Here is an 18085-nt window from a genome sequence, read left to right on the forward strand (position 1 = left end):
ATGCCTTCTTTTATACCCTCTTATAAACTTTCATGCTGACTTGCGAAACTTAAATAATTTACATATTCTCCATGAAATATCACTATTCCAAGAAGTAACTATATTATCCCATCTTATTAATTAGAAGGACAGCTATTAAGTCGGGTGTCCTTTTTCTGTTTATACACTCCAATCAAATAAAGAGCAATCAAATCGAAGTCACATTCCTTTAATATATGGTAATAGCATCGTTCACATACAAATATTTTATTCGTAGACTACCGTTTTCGACAAAGAAACAACATTCTAAGAACAGGTATCTTTTTTACAAGAAAAATCCCATTATACCATAAACGCTTATAAAGCAATGCACACATTTGTATATCAAAGCCCTATTTTAGTTAGAGCCTGTTTAAATTTTATTCAGCATTCTTTTAAGAGTTCTTTTTGAGGATGTTTTTCTGTTTTAATGAAGAGCATAGCGGGCTATGTGACGAATAGAAACAGAAAAACAGACCGGAAAGAAGCTTGGGAAGAAGCTGAAAAAACTTTTTGAAGAAAATTTAAACAGGCTCTAATCAAATTATGTAAGTTTGCAAACGAATAAAAAGTTCCCTTTCCATGAACAATATCATTCATAAAATCAGGCAGATTTACCCGGTTTCTGATGAGGCACTGCAGGCGCTTCTGACAAATATGCAAGTAAGGTACTACTCTAAAGGTACTTATATAGTACGAGCGGGAGTGACAGACCGACTGGTATATTTCATTGAGGAAGGAGTCACCCGTTCCGTATTTCATCACGACGGACAAGATACCACCACTTGGTTCAGCCAGGAAGGTGATGTAACCTTCGGAATGGATTCACTATATTATCAACAGCCGTCAATAGAAAGTATTGAGACTCTTTCGGACTGCAAAATCTATACTATCCACATAAACAAGTTAAACGCTCTCTACGAAACATATATCGATATAGCCAACTGGGGCAGAATATTGCATCAGAACGTAAACAAAGAGCTCAGTCACATGTTTGCGGAAAGACTCCAACTGCCTCCCAAAGAGCGGTACGAACAATTTAACCACCGTTACCCCGGACTGATAAACCGGGTGAAGCTAAAATATGTGGCAGCCTTTCTGGGTATTTCCATTTACACCCTCAGCCGGATACGCGCAAAAAAATAGAAACTCGTCGTTCTTTTTTTGCTTTTAAGCAAAAGAACTTCGTTTCGCATGGCGTATCTTTGGCATCCGAAAACATTAACCAAACAATAGAAAAAACAGATGTCACACATTTCATCTTCTGCCTTCTCAGACACCAAAGCACACTATGACCTTCTCGACGGGCTCCGTGGCGTAGCAGCCTTAATGGTTATATGGTATCATATATTCGAAGGCTATGCTTTTGCCGGTGGTGGCATTATCGACACCTTCAACCACGGTTATTTAGCTGTAGATTTCTTCTTTATACTATCGGGATTCGTTATCGGGTATGCCTATGATGACCGTTGGGGCAGGAGCCTCACAATGAGAAACTTCTTTAAACGGCGCCTGATACGTCTCCATCCGATGGCCATTATGGGGGCCGTCCTAGGCACCATTACCTTCTGTCTTCAAGGATGTGTACAATGGGACGGAACACATATTGCCCTCTCCATGATTATGCTGTCCCTTCTTTGCACAATATTTTTTATTCCCACAATGCCGGGTGCAGGTTATGAAGTCCGTGGCAATGGCGAAATGTTTCCTTTGAATGGTCCATGCTGGTCCTTGTTCTTTGAATATATAGGCAACATCCTTTATGCTTTATTTATCCACCGCTTATCAAACAAAGCCCTAACCGTACTGACAATATTGCTGGGAGTGGCATTGGCATCATTCGCCATTTTCGATGTCTCCGGATACGGAAATATGGGAGTGGGCTGGACACTGGACGGAATAAACTTTGGCGGCGGATTACTGAGGATGCTTTTTCCTTTCTCCATGGGCATGCTTTTGTCACGCAACTTCAAGCCTATCAAGGTGAAAGGTGCTTTCTGGATATGTGCCATCGCATTGGTCGCCTTGTTTTCAGTGCCCTACCTGGAAGGTGCAACACCGGTCTGTACAAATGGCATTTATGAAGCGTTCTGTGTAATCATCGCTTTTCCGGTTCTCGTCTGGTTAGGAGCTTCCGGTACCACAACAGACAAGAAATCAACCCGGATATGCAAATTCCTGGGAGATATATCCTATCCAATCTATGTGATACATTATCCATTCATGTACTTATTCTATGCATGGCTCATCAAGAACCAGCTCTTCACATTGGAACAGACCTGGCAGGTTGCCTTGTGTGTTTACGCATGGAACATATTATTGGCTTCTCTATGCCTGAAATTCTATGATGAACCGGCGCGGAAATATCTGGCTAAACGCTTCTTGAACAAGAAACGGTAAAATGGCTTCCTACTTCCGTCACATTTTTATATTCATAATCTCCTCTTTTTACTTATTAGACGCGGAAATATGAAGGTTGATTGCAAAAATCTGCATTTTTTTCCTACATTATATCCCCAATAAGCAGTATCTTTGTCCCCGCATTTTCACAACCACATAAAATTATAATGAAAACAATAGTACATGTTCCCTCCCGACAGAACACCATGCGCGAACTGCGGGATTATCTGATGATTGCTCTGGGTATGGTCTTATATGGTATCGGTTGGACAGTATTCCTGCTTCCCAACGATATTACTACCGGTGGCGTACCGGGCATTGCATCCATCGTATATTTTGCCACTGGATTTCCCGTCCAATATACGTACTTCGCCATCAACTTTATACTTCTATTGCTTGCCCTACGTGTGTTGGGATGGAAGTTCAGCGTAAAGACAATCTTTGCCGTATTCACCCTGACCTTTTTCCTTTCCATTATCCAGAAACTGACCGAGGGTGTTGTCCTCCTACACGACCAACCCTTCATGGCTTGTGTCATCGGTGCTTCCTTCTGCGGTAGCGGCATCGGCATCGCCTTTTCCAACAACGGCAGTACCGGCGGCACGGACATCATTGCCGCCGTAATCAACAAATACCGCGACATCACGCTGGGCAGAGTCATGCTGATATGCGACCTTATCATCATCTCGTCCAGCTACTTTGTTCTGAAAGACTGGGAAAAGGTGGTGTACGGCTACGTTACTCTATACATATGCAGCTTCGTGCTCGACCAAGTGGTGAACAGTGCCCGCCAGTCCGTACAATTCTTCATCATCAGCGATAAATACGAAGAGATAGCCAAGCACATCCAGGTATATCCCCATAGAGGTGCAACGGTCATCAACGCTTCGGGTTTCTATACAGGAAAAGAGATAAAAATGCTATTCGTGCTGGCCAAGAAACGGGAGTCCACCATCATCTTCCGGCTCATAAAAGACATAGACCCCAATGCTTTTGTATCACAAAGTGCAGTCATCGGAGTCTATGGAGAAGGATTCGACAAAATCAAAGTGAAGTAGAGGACTTCTCAAACTTCCCTTGATTCCAAGTATAAACAATAAAACGGCGGACAAACGGTTTCAGTTTCTCCGCCGCTTCTTTACCCATATAATCGGTCGTGGTAAAAGTAAATGTCAACGTGGCGTCCTCCGCAGAAAGGTCTGCTTTCATCAGCAACATGTCGGCCTGGCGACGGGCATCCTGATACTCATAGACATCCACTGTATCCGAGGCCTCAGCGATAAAATCATCCAGAACGGGCAATGCCGGCAAATAGGACGAAGCTGTCAGCTCCTTCCAGTCTGTGTTATAGAACTTGACATGGCTGTCGCAGGCCGGAGCACAAACCGTAGCAACCACACAAATCACCTTCGTACTGTCGTTAACGGGCAAGAGCTTCATCTGCCATGACCCTTGAGGCGTCATCTTCACATGTATATAGTCTGGAGAAAGCTTCGTCATTTCCGATTTACCACCAAGGCTGTTGGTCACCTCGGCTTTCATCTTACTTTCCAGAAAGTCTATAAAATCCGCACGGTTCACGGCACTAAGCAACGGACATATAGAATCCGGCATATTCTTAAAACACGTCTTGGCTTCCTGGGCCTGCAAACATCCCCATCCGATGAAAGCCAAAAACAAAAAAGCACTCAGTTTTCTTATCATAACATTTTAATCATTTCTTCAAGGAAACGGGCATCTGTTTTATCAAAACTGCCCAAATCGTCACTGTCAATATCCAATACCCCCCACACTTCACCGTCCTCACGCTTCAGCGGAACCACAATCTCCGAACGCGACAGCGAGCTGCAGGCTATATGTCCGGGAAATGCATCCACATCGGGCACAACCAATGTCTCGGCTCTATCCCATGCCGTTCCGCAAACACCGCGACCTTTCCTGATGCGTGTACAAGCTATCGGTCCCTGAAAAGGTCCCAACACCAGTTCCTCCCCTTTCACCAGATAGAATCCTACCCAGAAGAAACGGAAAGTCTCTTTCAGCGCCGCCGAAACATTTGACAGATTAGCTATCAAGTCATCTTCACCTGCCAGCAGGTTTTTCAGCTGAGGAAGCAGGGCTCGATATTTCTCTGTCTTGCTACCAGCATTTATATATAAGTCTTCTGCCATATATTTCTTGTCTATTTACTCCCCAAATATAGGAAGAACATTCCAATCAACACCAAAATGAGGTCGACAGCCTTGCTTTTTAAATTCTTTTCACGGAAGAAAAGCGCACCGAAAAGGAAGGAAACCACAACGCTACCACGGCGCACCATCGAAACGATGGAAATCATGGAGTCCTCATAGCTCAGGGCATAAAAATATACAAAGTCTGCCGCACAGAGGAAAATGGAGATGCAGATAATGGTCCAGTCCCAACGAAACGGAGTGCTTTCTTTTCGTTTGGGGTACCACAACAGCAGGATGATGGGGCACATGATAAAGACTTGGTAGACATTATACCACGACTGCACCAGCATCGGGTTGAGCTGCTTCATCAGGTATTTGTCATACAGCCCGCTGACAGCTCCGGCAACGGCCGCCAGCACGATGAAAAGAATCCATTTGTTATGCTTGAAGTCGATTCCCTCTTTCTTGCCCGAACGGCTCAGCATGAAGAAGGACACTATGGCAAGCAGCACGCCAATCCATTGATAAAGGTTCAAGCGTTCGCCAAACACAAGCATGGCACCTAACAGCACCATTACGGGCCGCGTCGCATTAATCGGTCCCACGATAGTCAGCGGCAGATGCTTCATCCCGAAATAGCCTAATATCCAGGAAGAAAGCACGATGAGCGACTTGACAACAATAAACTTATGTACCTCCCACCCCACCACGGGGACATCAAACATCGTGCCTCCCAACACCGACGGCGCAAAGGCAGATACCAAAATGAAAGGAAGAAATATAAGGCTTGAGAACAGCGTGTTCAGAAAAAGCACCGGCAGTACGGCATTGTCACGCAGCGACTTCTTCTTGAAGACATCGTAAAATCCCAGCAAGGCGGCAGAGAGGAAAGCAAGTAATAACCACATTGTTTTAATTGAAAATTGATAGTTAATAGTTGAGAGTTGATAGTTGATAGTTGAAAATGAAGAACGGGAAGATATATGCAATATTTAATCCTCAATCCTTCATTTCCCGTTCTTCATTTAAGAACAGCCCTTCCGGATAGGCTACGTCCACCAAAAACAATGCATTTCCGGGAACGGAAGTTCCTGCGCGGCAACGGTTCTTCTGCTCGATGACGCGTCGGAACCCTTCGACGGAAAGTTTTCCACGACCCACCTCGAGCAAAGTGCCAACAATAGCACGTACCATGTTGCGCAGGAAACGGTCGGCCTGGATGGTAAAAACCCAGGTCACATCGTCTACCCGAGTCCAGGAAGCATACATAATCTTGCAATTATTGGTTTTGACATCGGTATGGAGTTTGCTGAAGCTGGTAAAGTCCGTATAGTCAAACAAGGTTCGGGCCGCCTCATTCATCCGCTCAAAGTCCGGTGTTTGGAACAGACGGCAACGATATTGGCGATTGAAAGGAGACTTGGCGGTAGTGACGTAATACTTATACATACGTGCAGTTGCATCAAAGCGTGCATGTGCCTCCGGTATCACCGCCCGCAAGCGATACACAGAAATATCGGGAGGAAGCAGGCGATTCAGCTTATCCGTCATAAAAACAGTGTCCAGAGGAGAATCGCTGTCAAAGTGAGCTACCATCAGTGAGGCATGCACCCCGGCGTCGGTACGCCCCGCTCCCACTACTTCCACCTCGCGACGCAGCAAGGTACTCAGCGCCTTCATCAAACACTCCTGCACACTCGCACCATTCGGCTGGATTTGCCAGCCGTGATAAGCGGTACCATCATAAGCCAAGTATATAAAATATCGTTGCACGGTCTTTTTTGTGTGCAAAGATAGTGCAAACCGAATACAGAACTTTCATGCTCGCATGAAAAAGTTATGCTGAAGTGCAGCCTATATTCGCTTTTTCAGCAAAGATAGTGCCAATTTAAAAAACGTTTGAATTATCTTTGCAAGGTTTTCACCACGGATTACACAGATTAACGCAGATTTTTCACAGACGTAGTACATTTATAAGATGAGATATTCTTCCAGAATCCTACCTATACTGATAATTGCCGCAGCTGCCGCAACATTCACCTTTGCCGGCTGTAAGAAGAAGGACATGTCGCTCAAGTTGAACGAACCACGCAACATTCGGGGCGTTGTCAGTTACAAACGCTCGTTCGGAGACTTGAATGAGAAACATCTCAATGCAGCCCAAGCCATCGGCATACGTGTGCTTTCCTCTCGCGAGGAAGCAGAAAAGATGAAGGAGCAACTGCAACCTATCACGACAAACGAGCTCTATGCCGTGGATTCACTGACGCATTCCATCCCTTATCTCATTCCGGGCGCAGCCAGCCTGCTGGACACCATCGGACGCAACTTCCTTGATTCACTGACCTCCAAGGGGCTGAATCCAAACAAGGTAATTGTGACTTCCGTACTTCGCACCCAGAACGATGTAAAACGCCTGCGCAGCCGCAACCGCAATGCTTCTCCAAACTCGGCACATTTCTACGGAACGACATTCGATGTCAGCTGGAAGCGCTTTCAGAAAATAGAAGACGAGGATGGGCGTCCTTTGCAGGATGTCAGCGCAGATACCTTAAAACTGGTTCTTTCGGAAGTGCTTCGTGACCTGCGGAAAGCCGACAAATGCTACATCAAATACGAGTTGAAGCAAGGATGCTTCCACATTACGACAAGAGGGAAATAAGCAGATAAGTGTTATTACACTTATCTCTTTATTCTTCCAACATCTTCCACGCCAGCGGCAGGCAGGCAACCATATCCCCTGCCGTCATCGCCACTGCCCCCTGCTTCTTGCAGGCAATATCTCCTGCCAGTCCGTGCACATACGTGGCCAGGCAGGCTGCCTTTTCCGGCTCATAGCCTTGGGCAAGCAGTGCAAGCACTACTCCCGTCAGCACATCACCGCTACCTCCCGTTGCCATACCCGGATTGCCGGTAGGGTTGAAAAAGCATTTCCCGGCAGAAGTGACAATGGCAGAATAAGCGCCTTTCAAGATGATGTGCACTCCGGCACTCTTCGCCAGCTCGCGAGCCTTCACCAGGCGTTCGTACGAATTCTGGCATTTGCCTACAAGACGCTCCAGTTCCTTGGGGTGCGGAGTCAGAATGCTCCCTTTGGGCAGACGCCCTATATAGTTGCGCTTCTCGCCCAGCAAGTTCAGGGCATCAGCATCTACCACCATCGGAGTCTGGCATATATCTATCTGCTCCAACAGAGCCGCTTCGGTTTCTGCCGCCTTTCCCAGTCCCGGGCCTATCCCTATGGCCTGATAATCATCCGTATCGGTGGCGGCGGCAAAGCAAGTGTCGCTGATGTCCAGCTCTGTCATGGCTTCGGGCACGGAAGTCTGCACAATGAAGTTGTTGCAGAACGGAACATGCACCGTCAGCACCCCCACACCCGAACGCAGGCAGGCGCGTGCGGCAAGCACCGAGGCCCCCGCCATCCCCTGCGAACCGGCTATCAGCAATGCGCGTCCGAAGTTCCCTTTATGGGCAAACCGACTGCGCGGCTTCAGCAAAGCAGACACGTCTTCATGCTCTAGCAGACAGAAGTCCGTTTCCATGTCATGTATGGCATCCTTGCTGAGCCCGATGTCCAGCAACTGCCATTCGCCCACATACGGTTCATTCTCGGCAAAGAGAAATGCCAGTTTCGGGAGTTGTAGGCTTAGCGTCAGATGGGCGTGGACGATATTCGTCTGTATATTATAGGTATTGTCCTCGCCCATCAGTCCCGACGGGATATCAATGGCTACCACCGTGGCGGGCGAGGCATTGATGTACTTCACTACGGCTGCAAAACCGCCACTCAGAGCCTTGTCCAGACCACTTCCGAAAAGGCCGTCTATCACCACGTGCCCTGCTGTCAATGTGGGAGGCACGAACTGGGTCGTCACTTCGTGAAACTCCACACCCGTCACGCCGCACAACCGTTCCTTGTTCGTCTCACAGTCCTGCGAAAGCGTCCCTTTCGTATTGAAGAGATACACCTCGAGCCGGTATCCCTTCGCTGCCAACAACCGCGAGAGGGCAAGCGCGTCGCCACCGTTGTTCCCCGGTCCGGCAAAGACCGTAAATGGCGTGTCCGGCTCCCAGCGTTCCTCAATGGCTTCCGCCAATGCGTGTGAGGCACGTTCCATCAAGTCGATGGAAGAAATCGGTTCATTCTCTATGGTATTTGCATCCAGTTGCTTGATGCTTGCAGTAGGAAATATCTTCATAACAGAATTATCTGAGTTTTAAATTATAGAGCAAAGATAGAGCTTTGATTTCAACTATACAAAGAGAAGGCGTTTTTTATCAAGTTATTTGTGCTGTCACGGAGAAGGGTTCTCCGCATTATCAGGAAGCCAGTAATCCTATGTTTGTGCCATCGCATTGGCAAAGTTGTGCCATCGCATTGGCAAAGTTGTGCCATCGTATTGGCAAAGTTGTGCCATCGTATTGGCACAAACTTGTGTTCCCTATCGGATTTGATAAATTAATTATCTCCGCCAATTTAAGAAAATAATGACTATTTTTGCACTTTCAATATCATAAAAACGAAAAACAATAAGAATATACACTATGAGTACATCCCGACATCCCAAAGGTCTTTACCTTATCTTCGCCACCAGCACGGCAGAGCGTTTCAGTTACTACGGCATGCGTGCCATCTTCATCCTGTTTCTCACCCAGGCACTTCTTTTCGACAAGGAGCACGCCGCCTCCATCTACGGCAGCTACACCGGACTGGTCTATCTGACACCTTTGATTGGCGGCTACATTGCCGACAAATACTGGGGCATCCGCCGTTCTGTCTTCTGGGGAGCGATGATGATGGCAATCGGCCAGTTCCTGATGTTCGCCAGCGCCTCGATGCTGGAGGCACGTGAGCTTTCGCATTGGCTGATGTACGGCGGACTGACTTTCCTTATATTGGGCAACGGCTGCTTCAAGCCCACCGTCTCCTCCCTGGTGGGGCAGCTCTACGAGCCGGGTGACAAACGGCTGGATTCCGCCTACACCATCTTCTATATGGGTGTCAACGTGGGTTCCTTCCTCGCCCCGCTGGTCTGCGGCTACTTTGGCGAGACGGGCAACCCTCACGACTTCCGATGGGGATTCCTCATTGCCGCCATCGTCACCGTGCTGACGATTGCCCTCTTCGAAACCCAAAAGAACAAGTACCTCATCGGCCCCGACGGCCAACCTCTCGGCATCATCCCCGATGCCCGCAAGGAGCAGCCTCAGGCAGACAACACTGCCCGGAAGAGTGCCCCCGCCAATGGCCGGAGCGCACGCAACTACCTACTGCTTTCCCTACTCGCCATCGCGCTTGCCGGTTTCTTCTACTGGTGCTTCGGGGGCGACTGGATAAGCATCGGCATCTTCACCGCCTGCATCGTGTTTCCTGTCAGCATCCTGCTGGAAGGCTCGCTCACCAAGACGGAGCGCGACCGCATCTTTGTCATCTACATCATCGCCTTCTTCGTCATTTTCTTCTGGGCAGCCTACGAACAGGCAGGTGCCTCGCTCACGCTTTTCGCCTCCGAACAGACCGACCGCGTCATCCTGGGGTGGGAAATGCCCGCCTCCTGGATTCAGTCCTTCAATCCCTTCTTTGTGGTGATACTTGCCGCCATCATGCCGGGTGTATGGGGTGCTTTGGGCAAGCGGGGCATGGAGCCCGCCTCGCCTACCAAGCAAGCCATCGGTCTGCTACTACTTTCACTGGGCTATCTCGTCATCTGCTTTGGGGTGAAAGATGTGCAGCCGGGCATCAAAGTGAGCCTCATCTGGCTGACGGGGCTCTACTTTATCCACACCATGGGCGAAATCTGTCTCTCGCCCATCGGGCTCTCTATGGTGAATAAACTCACCCCCATCCGCTTCGCCTCGCTGATGATGGGGATATGGTATCTCTCCACTGCCACTGCCAATAAGTTTGCAGGCACGCTGAGCGGGCTCTATCCCGAAGCCGGAAAGGTAAAGACACTGCTGGGCTATCACATCGAGACGATGTACGATTTCTTCATGGTGTTTGTCGTCATGTCTGCCACAGCATCGCTTATCCTCTTCCTGCTTTCAAAGAAATTGCAGAAGATGATGCATGGAGTGGAATAAAAATCGTATTTTTGCCCCAACTTTCTAAAAACATCCCATCTATGGATACCATACAAATAAAAGACAAAATGTTCACAGTCTCTATCAAAGAGCAGGACATACTGAAAGAAGTAACCCGTGTAGCGAACGAAATCAACCGCGACCTGGCGGGAAAGAATCCTCTATTCCTCAGCGTACTGAACGGTTCATTCATGTTTACCGCCGATTTGTTGAAACGAATCACAATACCCTGCGAAATTTCGTTTGTCAAATTGGCATCCTATCAAGGAGTATCCTCTACCGGGGTAATTAAGGAAGTAATAGGCATCAATGAAGACCTCACAGACCGCACAGTGGTCATTGTAGAAGACATCGTAGATACGGGTCTCACTATGCAGCGCCTACTGGACACCCTTGGTACCCGCAGTCCCAAGGAGATTCATATTGCCTCCCTGCTGGTGAAACCGGATAAGCTGAAAGTTGATTTGAACATAGAATATGTGGCCATGAATATTCCGAACGACTTCATCGTGGGTTACGGGTTGGATTATGACGGCTTCGGACGTAACTATCCAGACATTTATACAGTAGTAGACTGATACAGACATAATATAGTAAATCATTAAATAATAACTAAGCAAATGTTGAACATTGTAATTTTCGGTGCTCCCGGTTCAGGTAAGGGAACGCAAAGTGAAAAGATTGTAGAAAAGTATGGCATCAACCACATCTCCACCGGAGACGTGCTCCGTGCAGAAATGAAGAATGGTACAGAACTGGGCAAGACTGCCAAAGGCTACATCGACCAGGGTCAACTGATTCCCGATGAGTTGATGATTGATATCCTGGCAAGCGTATTCGACAGTTTCAAGGATAGTAAAGGTGTGATTTTCGATGGCTTCCCCAGAACAATCGCCCAGGCCGAAGCATTGAAGAAGATGCTCGCCGAACGCGGACAAGAAGTCAGCGTAATGCTCGACCTCGACGTACCCGAGGAAGAACTGATGAAACGCCTCATCAAACGCGGACAAGAATCAGGACGTGCAGACGACAACGAAGAGACAATCAAGAAGCGTCTGGTGGTGTATCACTCGCAGACAGCTCCGCTGATTGACTGGTACAAGCAAGAAGGCAAATATCAACACATCCAGGGCCTCGGCGTATTGGAAGAAATCTTTGCCGATGTTTGCAAGGCTATTGACGCAGTAAAATAACAATAAAACTGAATATGGCTGAATCGAATTTTGTTGACTACGTAAAAATATATTGCCGCTCCGGAAAGGGCGGACGAGGTTCTACGCATATGCGGCGTGAGAAATACATACCCAACGGAGGCCCCGACGGAGGTGACGGAGGACGAGGAGGCCATGTCATCTTGCGCGGTAACCGCAACTACTGGACGCTGCTCCATCTGAAGTATGACCGCCACATTCTGGCAGGACACGGAGAATCAGGTTCCAAAAACCGAAGCTTCGGCAAGGACGGAGCAGACAAGGTGATTGAAGTGCCCTGCGGCACGGTGGTGTACAACGCCGAAACGGGTGAATATATCTGCGACGTCACCGAGCACGAACAAGAAGTCATCTTGCTGAAAGGCGGACGCGGAGGTCTGGGCAACTGGCACTTCAAAACCGCCACACGCCAGGCTCCCCGTTTTGCACAACCCGGCGAACCGATGCAGGAGCTGACGGTAATCATGGAACTGAAGTTGCTGGCAGACGTCGGTCTGGTAGGTTTCCCCAATGCAGGAAAATCCACTTTACTGGCATCCGTTTCTGCGGCAAAGCCCAAAATCGCCAATTATCCGTTTACGACACTGGAGCCCAATCTGGGCATCGTGTCCTATCGCGACAGCAAATCGTTTGTAATGGCGGACATTCCCGGCATCATCGAAGGGGCCAGTGCGGGCAAAGGATTGGGATTGCGCTTCTTGCGACACATCGAGCGCAACTCCTTGTTGCTGTTCATGGTACCTGCCGACAGCGACGACATCCGCAAGGAGTACGACATACTCTTGAACGAGCTTCGCACCTTCAACCCCGAAATGCTGGACAAACAGAGGGTGCTTGCCGTCACCAAATGCGACATGCTCGACCAGGAACTGATGGATGAAATAGAACCGACACTACCCGAAGGAATTCCGCATATATTCATCTCTGCTGTCTCCGGCATGGGCATCCCGGTGCTGAAAGACATCCTTTGGGAAGAGCTGAACAAGGAAAGCAATAAGATAGAAGGCAAAGTAGACAGCATTGCCCACCGCGCCAAAGACCTCAGCCACCTGCAGGAAGAATTGAAGGAAGAGGGTGAGGACGAAGACCTCAGCTATGAATACGTCAATGATGATGAGGACATAGAAGACCTCGAGGACTTTGAATACGAAGAAGATTGGGAGGAAGACAAAAAATGATTCCTCTTACTGAAGATAGGAAAATGTTGGGATATGAGCTGCTTGTCTCATATCCCGGCATTTCTTGTTTTGTAACCACCCGCCGCGGAGGATGCAGTGAGGGCAACTATGCCTCACTCAACTGTACGCCTTATACCGGAGATGATGCTGAAGCAGTGCGCCGCAATCAGGAAATAGTATGTTCTTCGCTGCCCCGGCGTCCCAAAGAACTGGTCATCCCGTTTCAGACCCACGGGACAGAGGCACTTGTCATTGATGAAACCTATCTGCAAGCAACAGCAGAAGAACGCCACTCCATGTTGCAAGGCATTGATGCACTGATAACCCATGAACCGGGTTACTGCATCTGTATCTCTACGGCAGACTGCATTCCCATCCTGCTCTACGACCGGAAGAATGCCGTGATAGCTGCTGTTCATGCCGGATGGCGGGGCACAGTGAATCATATCCTCGGCCACACGCTCGACAAGATGCGTGCCTGCTATGGCACAGAGGGTAAAGAAGTGATAGCCTGCATCGGCCCCGGCATCTCTCTTTCTGCCTTCGAGATAGGCGACGAAGTCTATGAAGCATTCCGTAAGAACGGTTTTCAGATGGATTACATCTCCGAATGGAAACCCGACACCCACAAATACCATATCGACCTATGGGCCGCCAACCGACTGCAATTGCTGGACTTCGGAGTACCTGCCTCACAAGTAGAGACAGCCAATATATGTACTTTTACCCAATATGAAGAGTTTTTCTCGGCACGCCGGATGGGTATCAGATCCGGAAGGATGTTGTCGGGAATCATGTTGACCTATTCAAACGGATTGTATTAATGTATCATATCACACTTTCTAAAGATATCAAGCAAAATTGCCCCGAATTCCGCGGTGCAGCCGTATTTGCAGAAGTGACAAATACCGCATATTGTGAAGGGTTGTGGCAGGAAATCGCAACTTTCACCCATGAGCTAAGAGCACGTGAAACAACGGACAGCATCAAGTATCAACCCGTCATTGCCGCCACACGCGAGGCCTACAAGCGTTGCGGAAAAGACCCCAGCCGCTACCGTCCCTCTGCCGAAGCCCTGCGCAGACGGTTGCTGCGCGGACTGGAACTTTATCAGATTGACACGCTGGTAGACCTTATCAACCTTGTTTCCCTACGCACGGGCCACTCTATCGGCGGATTTGATGCCGACAAGATACAAGGAACCGACCTTGAGCTGGGTATAGGACGTGCCGAGGAATCGTTCGAGGGTATAGGCCGCGGCATGCTGAACATAGAAGGGCTACCCGTCTACCGCGACCGTATAGGCGGTATCGGTACCCCGACCAGCGACCACGAACGCACCAAGATGGGACTGGAAACCCGTCATATCCTTGCCATTGTCAACGGTTACAACGGTCAGGAAGGACTGGCAGAAGCCGCCGAAATGATACTGCACCTATTAGAGAAATACGCTTCCGCTACCGGTGGAACCATACAATATTTTGAATAAGACCATCCCATGAGAAATCATATTCTTGCCTGCTGTCTGCTGCTGCTCCCTCTCGATGCCACGGCACAAGAAAAGAAAAACAGCTTTTCCGCCATGGAAATCAACCACGTCCGCGTCACCACCCCCGGACTGTTCTCGCAACGAAACGAAATAGAACTCCCCTTGGAAACCATATTGGATAGCGAATACTCCTTCCCCCTGCCCGGCGGAAAAGTCATCTCTCCATACGGACGGGGAAGGGGAAGACACAGCGGCATCGACATCAAGACCCACGCCAAAGACACCATACGGAGCGCTTTCAACGGAGTGGTACGCATGTCCAAGCACTACAGCGCATACGGCAACGTGATAGTCGTGCGCCACTCCTTCGGGCTGGAAACCATCTATAGCCATAACTCCAAAAACCTGGTACACAGCGGAGATACCGTCAAAGCCGGACAACCCATCGCCCTGCTTGGACGTACGGGACGCGCCACCACCGAACACCTCCACTTTGAGACTCGCGTCAATGGCCAGCACTTCGACCCCAACTTCATCTTCGACATGGAGAAACAAACCCTTCACAGGCAACGCATCAGCTGCCTGAAAACCGGAAACAAGATTGTCGTGAAACCATTGCCCACCATCTACCCGAAGCCCTTGGAAAAAAAATACCCAATGGAACTATTTAAGTATCCAAACGTTTCACTACATTTGCAAAACGTTTCACTAAAAGAACGAATTGAACTTTAAAGCATATCAATGATAGAAAAACTGATTGTTCTTGAAGATATTGATCCGGTAATATTCTACGGCGTAAACAACGCCAACATGCAACTGATAAAAGCTTTGTACCCCAAACTTCGTATCGTTGCCCGTGGCAATGTCATCAAAGTATTGGGTGATGAGGAGGAAATGTGTGCATTCGAGGAGAACATCACCAAACTGGAAAAATACTGTGCCGAGTACAACTCTTTAAAAGAAGAGGCCATTATCGACATCATCAAAGGCAATGCCCCGCAGGCCGAGAAATCGGGCAATGTCATCGTATTCAGCGTAACCGGAAAGCCTATTATACCACGTAGCGAAAACCAGCTGAAACTGGTGGAAGCCTTTGCCAAAAACGACATGCTGTTTGCCATCGGTCCTGCCGGTTCCGGAAAGACCTATACTGCCATCGCACTTGCCGTGCGGGCACTGAAAAATAAAGAAATCAAGAAAATCATCCTCAGCCGCCCTGCCGTAGAAGCCGGAGAGAAACTCGGTTTCTTGCCCGGTGACATGAAGGACAAGATAGACCCGTATCTGCAACCACTCTACGATGCCCTGCAGGACATGATACCTGCTGCCAAGCTGAAAGAGTACATGGAGCTGAACGTCATCCAGATTGCCCCCCTCGCCTTTATGCGCGGACGCACACTGAACGATGCCGTCGTCATTCTGGACGAAGCGCAGAACACCACTACCCAGCAGATCAAGATGTTCCTCACCCGTATGGGTATGAACACCAAAATGATCGTAACGGGAGACATGACGCAGATTGACTTGCCTTCTTCCCAGACTTCGGGTCTGGTACAGGCACTGAAGATTCTGAAAGGCGTAAAAGGCATCAGCTTTGTGGAACTGAACAAGAAAGACATCGTAAGACATAAGCTTGTCACCCAAATCGTGGAGGCCTACGAAAAGTTCGACAAAGAAGCGAAAGCAGAGCGTGAAAGGCACAAGACCGAACAAACCGACAAAAGGATTGAACAGAAACAGTAAATTCTCAAATCGTAAATATTACAAAGATGAAAGCATTAACAGCAACTGAATTTAACTTTCCCGGACAGAAAAGCGTGTACCACGGAAAAGTTCGCGATGTGTACAACATCAACGGTGAAAAACTGGTCATGGTAGCTACCGACCGTATCTCAGCCTTCGACGTAGTATTACCCAAAGGCATTCCCTTCAAAGGACAAATGCTGAACCAGATTGCAGCCAAGTTCCTGGATGCCACTACCGACATCTGTCCCAACTGGAAAATGGCTACTCCCGATCCGATGGTGACGGTAGGTGTGATGTGCGAAGGTTTCCCCGTAGAAATGATTGTACGCGGTTACCTCTGTGGCAGTGCATGGCGTGCTTACAAAAGCGACGTGCGTGAAATCTGTGGTGTGAAGCTTCCCGAAGGAATGAAGGAAAACCAGAAATTCCCCGAGCCCATCATCACCCCGACCACTAAAGCCGAGATTGGCGAACACGATGCCGACATCTCCAAAGAAGAAATCCTGGCACAAGGGCTGGCTACTCCCGAAGAATATGACGTATTGGAAAAATATACCATGGCCCTCTTCAAACGCGGCACCGAGATTGCAGCGGAACGCGGATTGATTCTGGTAGACACCAAATACGAATTCGGCAAGCACGACGGCAAGATTTACCTGATGGACGAAATCCATACCCCCGACTCCAGCCGCTACTTCTACTCCGAAGGCTACGAAGAACGTTTTGCCAACGGCGAACCGCAGAAGCAACTTTCCAAGGAATTCGTACGCGAATGGCTGATGGAAAACGGCTTCCAGGGTAAGGAAGGACAGCAGGTACCGGAAATGACAGACGAAATCGTTACTTCAATCAGCGAACGTTATATCGAACTGTACGAGCATATCACCGGCGAGAAGTTCGTGAAGGAAGATACCAGCAACATTGCCGAACGCATTGAAAAGAATGTAACAGAATACTTAAATAAGTGATAAATATCTTAGTGACAAGTGATTAATAGATTTATTAATCACTTGTCACTTATCACTAAACTCTATCAACATGGATTATCCCCAGGAACATATCAAGCCCTACGGTAAGGATGGAAAGAAGAGTGAACAGATAGAGGAAATGTTCGACAACATTGCCCCTGCTTATGACAAGCTGAACCATACCCTTTCATTAGGCATCGACCGCAGTTGGCGCCGGAAAGCAATCAATTGGTTAAAGCCTTTCCAGCCGAAGCGCATCATGGACGTAGCCACCGGTACAGGTGACTTTGCCATTCTGGCCTGCCGCGAGTTGCAACCTGACGAGCTGATAGGCACCGACATCTCAGAGGGAATGATGGACGTGGGACGTAATAAAGTAAAACAGGCGCACCTCTCGGACCGAATCACCTTTGCCCGGGAAGATTGCACCTCTCTCTCATTTGCCGATGACACGTTCGATGCTGTAACCGTAGCGTTCGGTATCCGCAACTTCGAAGGGCTGGACAAAGGGTTGGCAGAAATGTGCCGCGTGCTGAAAACCGGAGGACATCTCGTCATTCTGGAACTCTCCACACCGGACCGTTTTCCTATGAAACAACTTTTCACCATCTACTCCAAAGTAGTCATCCCCCTACTTGGCAAATGCCTGTCAAAGGACAATAGTGCTTACACCTACCTGCCCCAAAGCATCCGTGCTTTCCCGCAAGGCGAAGTGATGCAGGAAGTTATTCGCAAAGCAGGTTTCAGTCAGGTTAATTTCCGCAGACTGACATTCGGTATATGCACTCTTTATACTGCGACCAAATAGAGTGAT

At 48.5% G+C, this 18085-nt stretch carries 19 protein-coding genes; 14 read left to right on the forward strand and 5 right to left on the reverse strand.

Annotation, left to right across the window (positions count from 1 at the left end; translation table 11 throughout):
* Positions 1-600 precede the first annotated feature (600 nt).
* From E5355_RS13055 to E5355_RS13065, 3 genes are all read left to right on the forward strand, one after another.
* A complete protein-coding gene (locus E5355_RS13055) occupies positions 601-1164 on the forward strand; it encodes a Crp/Fnr family transcriptional regulator (protein WP_136010692.1) in 564 nt (187 codons plus the stop codon).
* A 99-nt stretch (positions 1165-1263) separates the two neighbouring features.
* Positions 1264-2418 carry an acyltransferase family protein gene (locus tag E5355_RS13060; protein ID WP_136010693.1) on the forward strand — a complete coding sequence of 385 codons (1155 nt, stop codon included), beginning with the start codon at positions 1264-1266 and terminating at the stop codon, positions 2416-2418.
* Between the two features lie 167 nt (positions 2419-2585).
* Positions 2586-3476 (forward strand): YitT family protein, encoded by an 891-nt coding sequence (locus tag E5355_RS13065; RefSeq protein WP_136010694.1) that lies wholly within the window; start codon positions 2586-2588, stop codon positions 3474-3476.
* Here E5355_RS13065 and E5355_RS13070 read toward each other — a convergent pair.
* The 4 genes from E5355_RS13070 to truA all read right to left on the reverse strand — a co-directional run bounded on the left by E5355_RS13070 (position 3463) and on the right by truA (position 6365).
* The gene (locus E5355_RS13070) at positions 3463-4122 is read right to left on the reverse strand and encodes a DUF3256 family protein (protein ID WP_136010695.1); all 660 of its coding nucleotides are present in this window, start codon (positions 4120-4122) and stop codon (positions 3463-3465) included. The genes E5355_RS13065 and E5355_RS13070 overlap by 14 nt on opposite strands.
* On the reverse strand, positions 4119-4589 hold the full coding sequence (locus tag E5355_RS13075) for a GAF domain-containing protein (protein ID WP_136010696.1): 471 nt from the start codon (positions 4587-4589) through the stop codon (positions 4119-4121). Before E5355_RS13075 ends, E5355_RS13070 begins: the two co-directional genes overlap by 4 nt.
* A gap of 11 nt (positions 4590-4600) precedes the next feature.
* Positions 4601-5500, reverse strand: a complete 900-nt coding sequence (locus E5355_RS13080; protein ID WP_136010697.1) for a DMT family transporter — start codon at positions 5498-5500, stop codon at positions 4601-4603.
* 91 nt (positions 5501-5591) lie between these two features.
* Complete coding sequence (truA, locus tag E5355_RS13085; protein WP_136010698.1) at positions 5592-6365, reverse strand: tRNA pseudouridine(38-40) synthase TruA; 774 nt, start codon at positions 6363-6365, stop codon at positions 5592-5594.
* Between the two features lie 205 nt (positions 6366-6570).
* Here truA and E5355_RS13090 point away from each other — a divergent pair, with 205 nt between their 5' ends.
* Positions 6571-7254: a DUF5715 family protein gene (locus E5355_RS13090; RefSeq protein WP_136010699.1), complete on the forward strand. Its 684-nt coding sequence runs from the start codon at positions 6571-6573 to the stop codon at positions 7252-7254.
* A gap of 28 nt (positions 7255-7282) precedes the next feature.
* Here E5355_RS13090 and E5355_RS13095 read toward each other — a convergent pair whose 3' ends face one another.
* The gene (locus E5355_RS13095; protein ID WP_136010700.1) at positions 7283-8794 is read right to left on the reverse strand and encodes an NAD(P)H-hydrate dehydratase; all 1512 of its coding nucleotides are present in this window, start codon (positions 8792-8794) and stop codon (positions 7283-7285) included.
* A 346-nt stretch (positions 8795-9140) separates the two neighbouring features.
* On the opposite strand from E5355_RS13095, the gene E5355_RS13105 reads away from it, so the two are divergent.
* From E5355_RS13105 to ubiE, 10 genes are all read left to right on the forward strand, one after another.
* Entirely contained in the window at positions 9141-10679 is a 1539-nt protein-coding gene (locus tag E5355_RS13105) for a peptide MFS transporter (protein WP_136010702.1), read from the forward strand.
* A gap of 41 nt (positions 10680-10720) precedes the next feature.
* Positions 10721-11257, forward strand: coding sequence for a hypoxanthine phosphoribosyltransferase (gene hpt / locus E5355_RS13110; RefSeq protein WP_136010703.1), 537 nt, complete (start codon positions 10721-10723; stop codon positions 11255-11257).
* A gap of 42 nt (positions 11258-11299) precedes the next feature.
* Complete coding sequence (locus tag E5355_RS13115) at positions 11300-11872, forward strand: adenylate kinase (RefSeq protein ID WP_136010704.1); 573 nt, start codon at positions 11300-11302, stop codon at positions 11870-11872.
* A gap of 14 nt (positions 11873-11886) precedes the next feature.
* Positions 11887-13068: a GTPase ObgE gene (obgE, locus tag E5355_RS13120; protein ID WP_136010705.1), complete on the forward strand. Its 1182-nt coding sequence runs from the start codon at positions 11887-11889 to the stop codon at positions 13066-13068.
* Positions 13065-13892, forward strand: a complete 828-nt coding sequence (pgeF, locus tag E5355_RS13125) for a peptidoglycan editing factor PgeF (RefSeq protein WP_136010706.1) — start codon at positions 13065-13067, stop codon at positions 13890-13892. The genes obgE and pgeF overlap by 4 nt, the downstream gene beginning before the upstream one ends.
* On the forward strand, positions 13892-14557 hold the full coding sequence (locus E5355_RS13130) for a B3/4 domain-containing protein (RefSeq protein ID WP_136010707.1): 666 nt from the start codon (positions 13892-13894) through the stop codon (positions 14555-14557). Before pgeF ends, E5355_RS13130 begins: the two co-directional genes overlap by 1 nt.
* A gap of 9 nt (positions 14558-14566) precedes the next feature.
* Positions 14567-15289: a M23 family metallopeptidase gene (locus E5355_RS13135; RefSeq protein WP_136010708.1), complete on the forward strand. Its 723-nt coding sequence runs from the start codon at positions 14567-14569 to the stop codon at positions 15287-15289.
* Positions 15290-15298: 9 nt separating this feature from the next.
* Positions 15299-16300, forward strand: a complete 1002-nt coding sequence (locus E5355_RS13140; protein ID WP_136010709.1) for a PhoH family protein — start codon at positions 15299-15301, stop codon at positions 16298-16300.
* Between the two features lie 26 nt (positions 16301-16326).
* A complete protein-coding gene (locus tag E5355_RS13145) occupies positions 16327-17271 on the forward strand; it encodes a phosphoribosylaminoimidazolesuccinocarboxamide synthase (protein WP_136010710.1) in 945 nt (314 codons plus the stop codon).
* 70 nt (positions 17272-17341) lie between these two features.
* Complete coding sequence (gene ubiE, locus E5355_RS13150) at positions 17342-18079, forward strand: bifunctional demethylmenaquinone methyltransferase/2-methoxy-6-polyprenyl-1,4-benzoquinol methylase UbiE (RefSeq protein ID WP_136010711.1); 738 nt, start codon at positions 17342-17344, stop codon at positions 18077-18079.
* Positions 18080-18085: the final 6 nt, after the last annotated feature.

The sequence above is a fragment of the Bacteroides muris (ex Afrizal et al. 2022) genome (assembly GCF_004793475.1).
GTDB lineage: Bacteria > Bacteroidota > Bacteroidia > Bacteroidales > Bacteroidaceae > Bacteroides > Bacteroides muris.

Excerpts from the sequence above, each read along its gene's own strand:
- E5355_RS13075 (WP_136010696.1), bottom strand. The coding sequence starts at position 4,589 with ATGGCAGAAGACTTATATATAAATGCTGGTAGCAAGACAGAGAAATAT.
- E5355_RS13145 (WP_136010710.1), top strand. The coding sequence starts at position 16,327 with ATGAAAGCATTAACAGCAACTGAATTTAACTTTCCCGGACAGAAAAGC.
- E5355_RS13140 (WP_136010709.1), top strand. The coding sequence starts at position 15,299 with ATGATAGAAAAACTGATTGTTCTTGAAGATATTGATCCGGTAATATTC.
- pgeF (WP_136010706.1), top strand. The coding sequence starts at position 13,065 with ATGATTCCTCTTACTGAAGATAGGAAAATGTTGGGATATGAGCTGCTT.
- E5355_RS13065 (WP_136010694.1), top strand. The coding sequence starts at position 2,586 with ATGAAAACAATAGTACATGTTCCCTCCCGACAGAACACCATGCGCGAA.
- E5355_RS13130 (WP_136010707.1), top strand. The coding sequence starts at position 13,892 with ATGTATCATATCACACTTTCTAAAGATATCAAGCAAAATTGCCCCGAA.
- E5355_RS13115 (WP_136010704.1), top strand. The coding sequence starts at position 11,300 with ATGTTGAACATTGTAATTTTCGGTGCTCCCGGTTCAGGTAAGGGAACG.
- E5355_RS13095 (WP_136010700.1), bottom strand. The coding sequence starts at position 8,794 with ATGAAGATATTTCCTACTGCAAGCATCAAGCAACTGGATGCAAATACC.
- E5355_RS13055 (WP_136010692.1), top strand. The coding sequence starts at position 601 with ATGAACAATATCATTCATAAAATCAGGCAGATTTACCCGGTTTCTGAT.
- E5355_RS13080 (WP_136010697.1), bottom strand. The coding sequence starts at position 5,500 with ATGTGGTTATTACTTGCTTTCCTCTCTGCCGCCTTGCTGGGATTTTAC.
- E5355_RS13090 (WP_136010699.1), top strand. The coding sequence starts at position 6,571 with ATGAGATATTCTTCCAGAATCCTACCTATACTGATAATTGCCGCAGCT.
- E5355_RS13060 (WP_136010693.1), top strand. The coding sequence starts at position 1,264 with ATGTCACACATTTCATCTTCTGCCTTCTCAGACACCAAAGCACACTAT.
- E5355_RS13070 (WP_136010695.1), bottom strand. The coding sequence starts at position 4,122 with ATGATAAGAAAACTGAGTGCTTTTTTGTTTTTGGCTTTCATCGGATGG.
- ubiE (WP_136010711.1), top strand. The coding sequence starts at position 17,342 with ATGGATTATCCCCAGGAACATATCAAGCCCTACGGTAAGGATGGAAAG.
- E5355_RS13135 (WP_136010708.1), top strand. The coding sequence starts at position 14,567 with ATGAGAAATCATATTCTTGCCTGCTGTCTGCTGCTGCTCCCTCTCGAT.
- hpt (WP_136010703.1), top strand. The coding sequence starts at position 10,721 with ATGGATACCATACAAATAAAAGACAAAATGTTCACAGTCTCTATCAAA.
- E5355_RS13105 (WP_136010702.1), top strand. The coding sequence starts at position 9,141 with ATGAGTACATCCCGACATCCCAAAGGTCTTTACCTTATCTTCGCCACC.
- obgE (WP_136010705.1), top strand. The coding sequence starts at position 11,887 with ATGGCTGAATCGAATTTTGTTGACTACGTAAAAATATATTGCCGCTCC.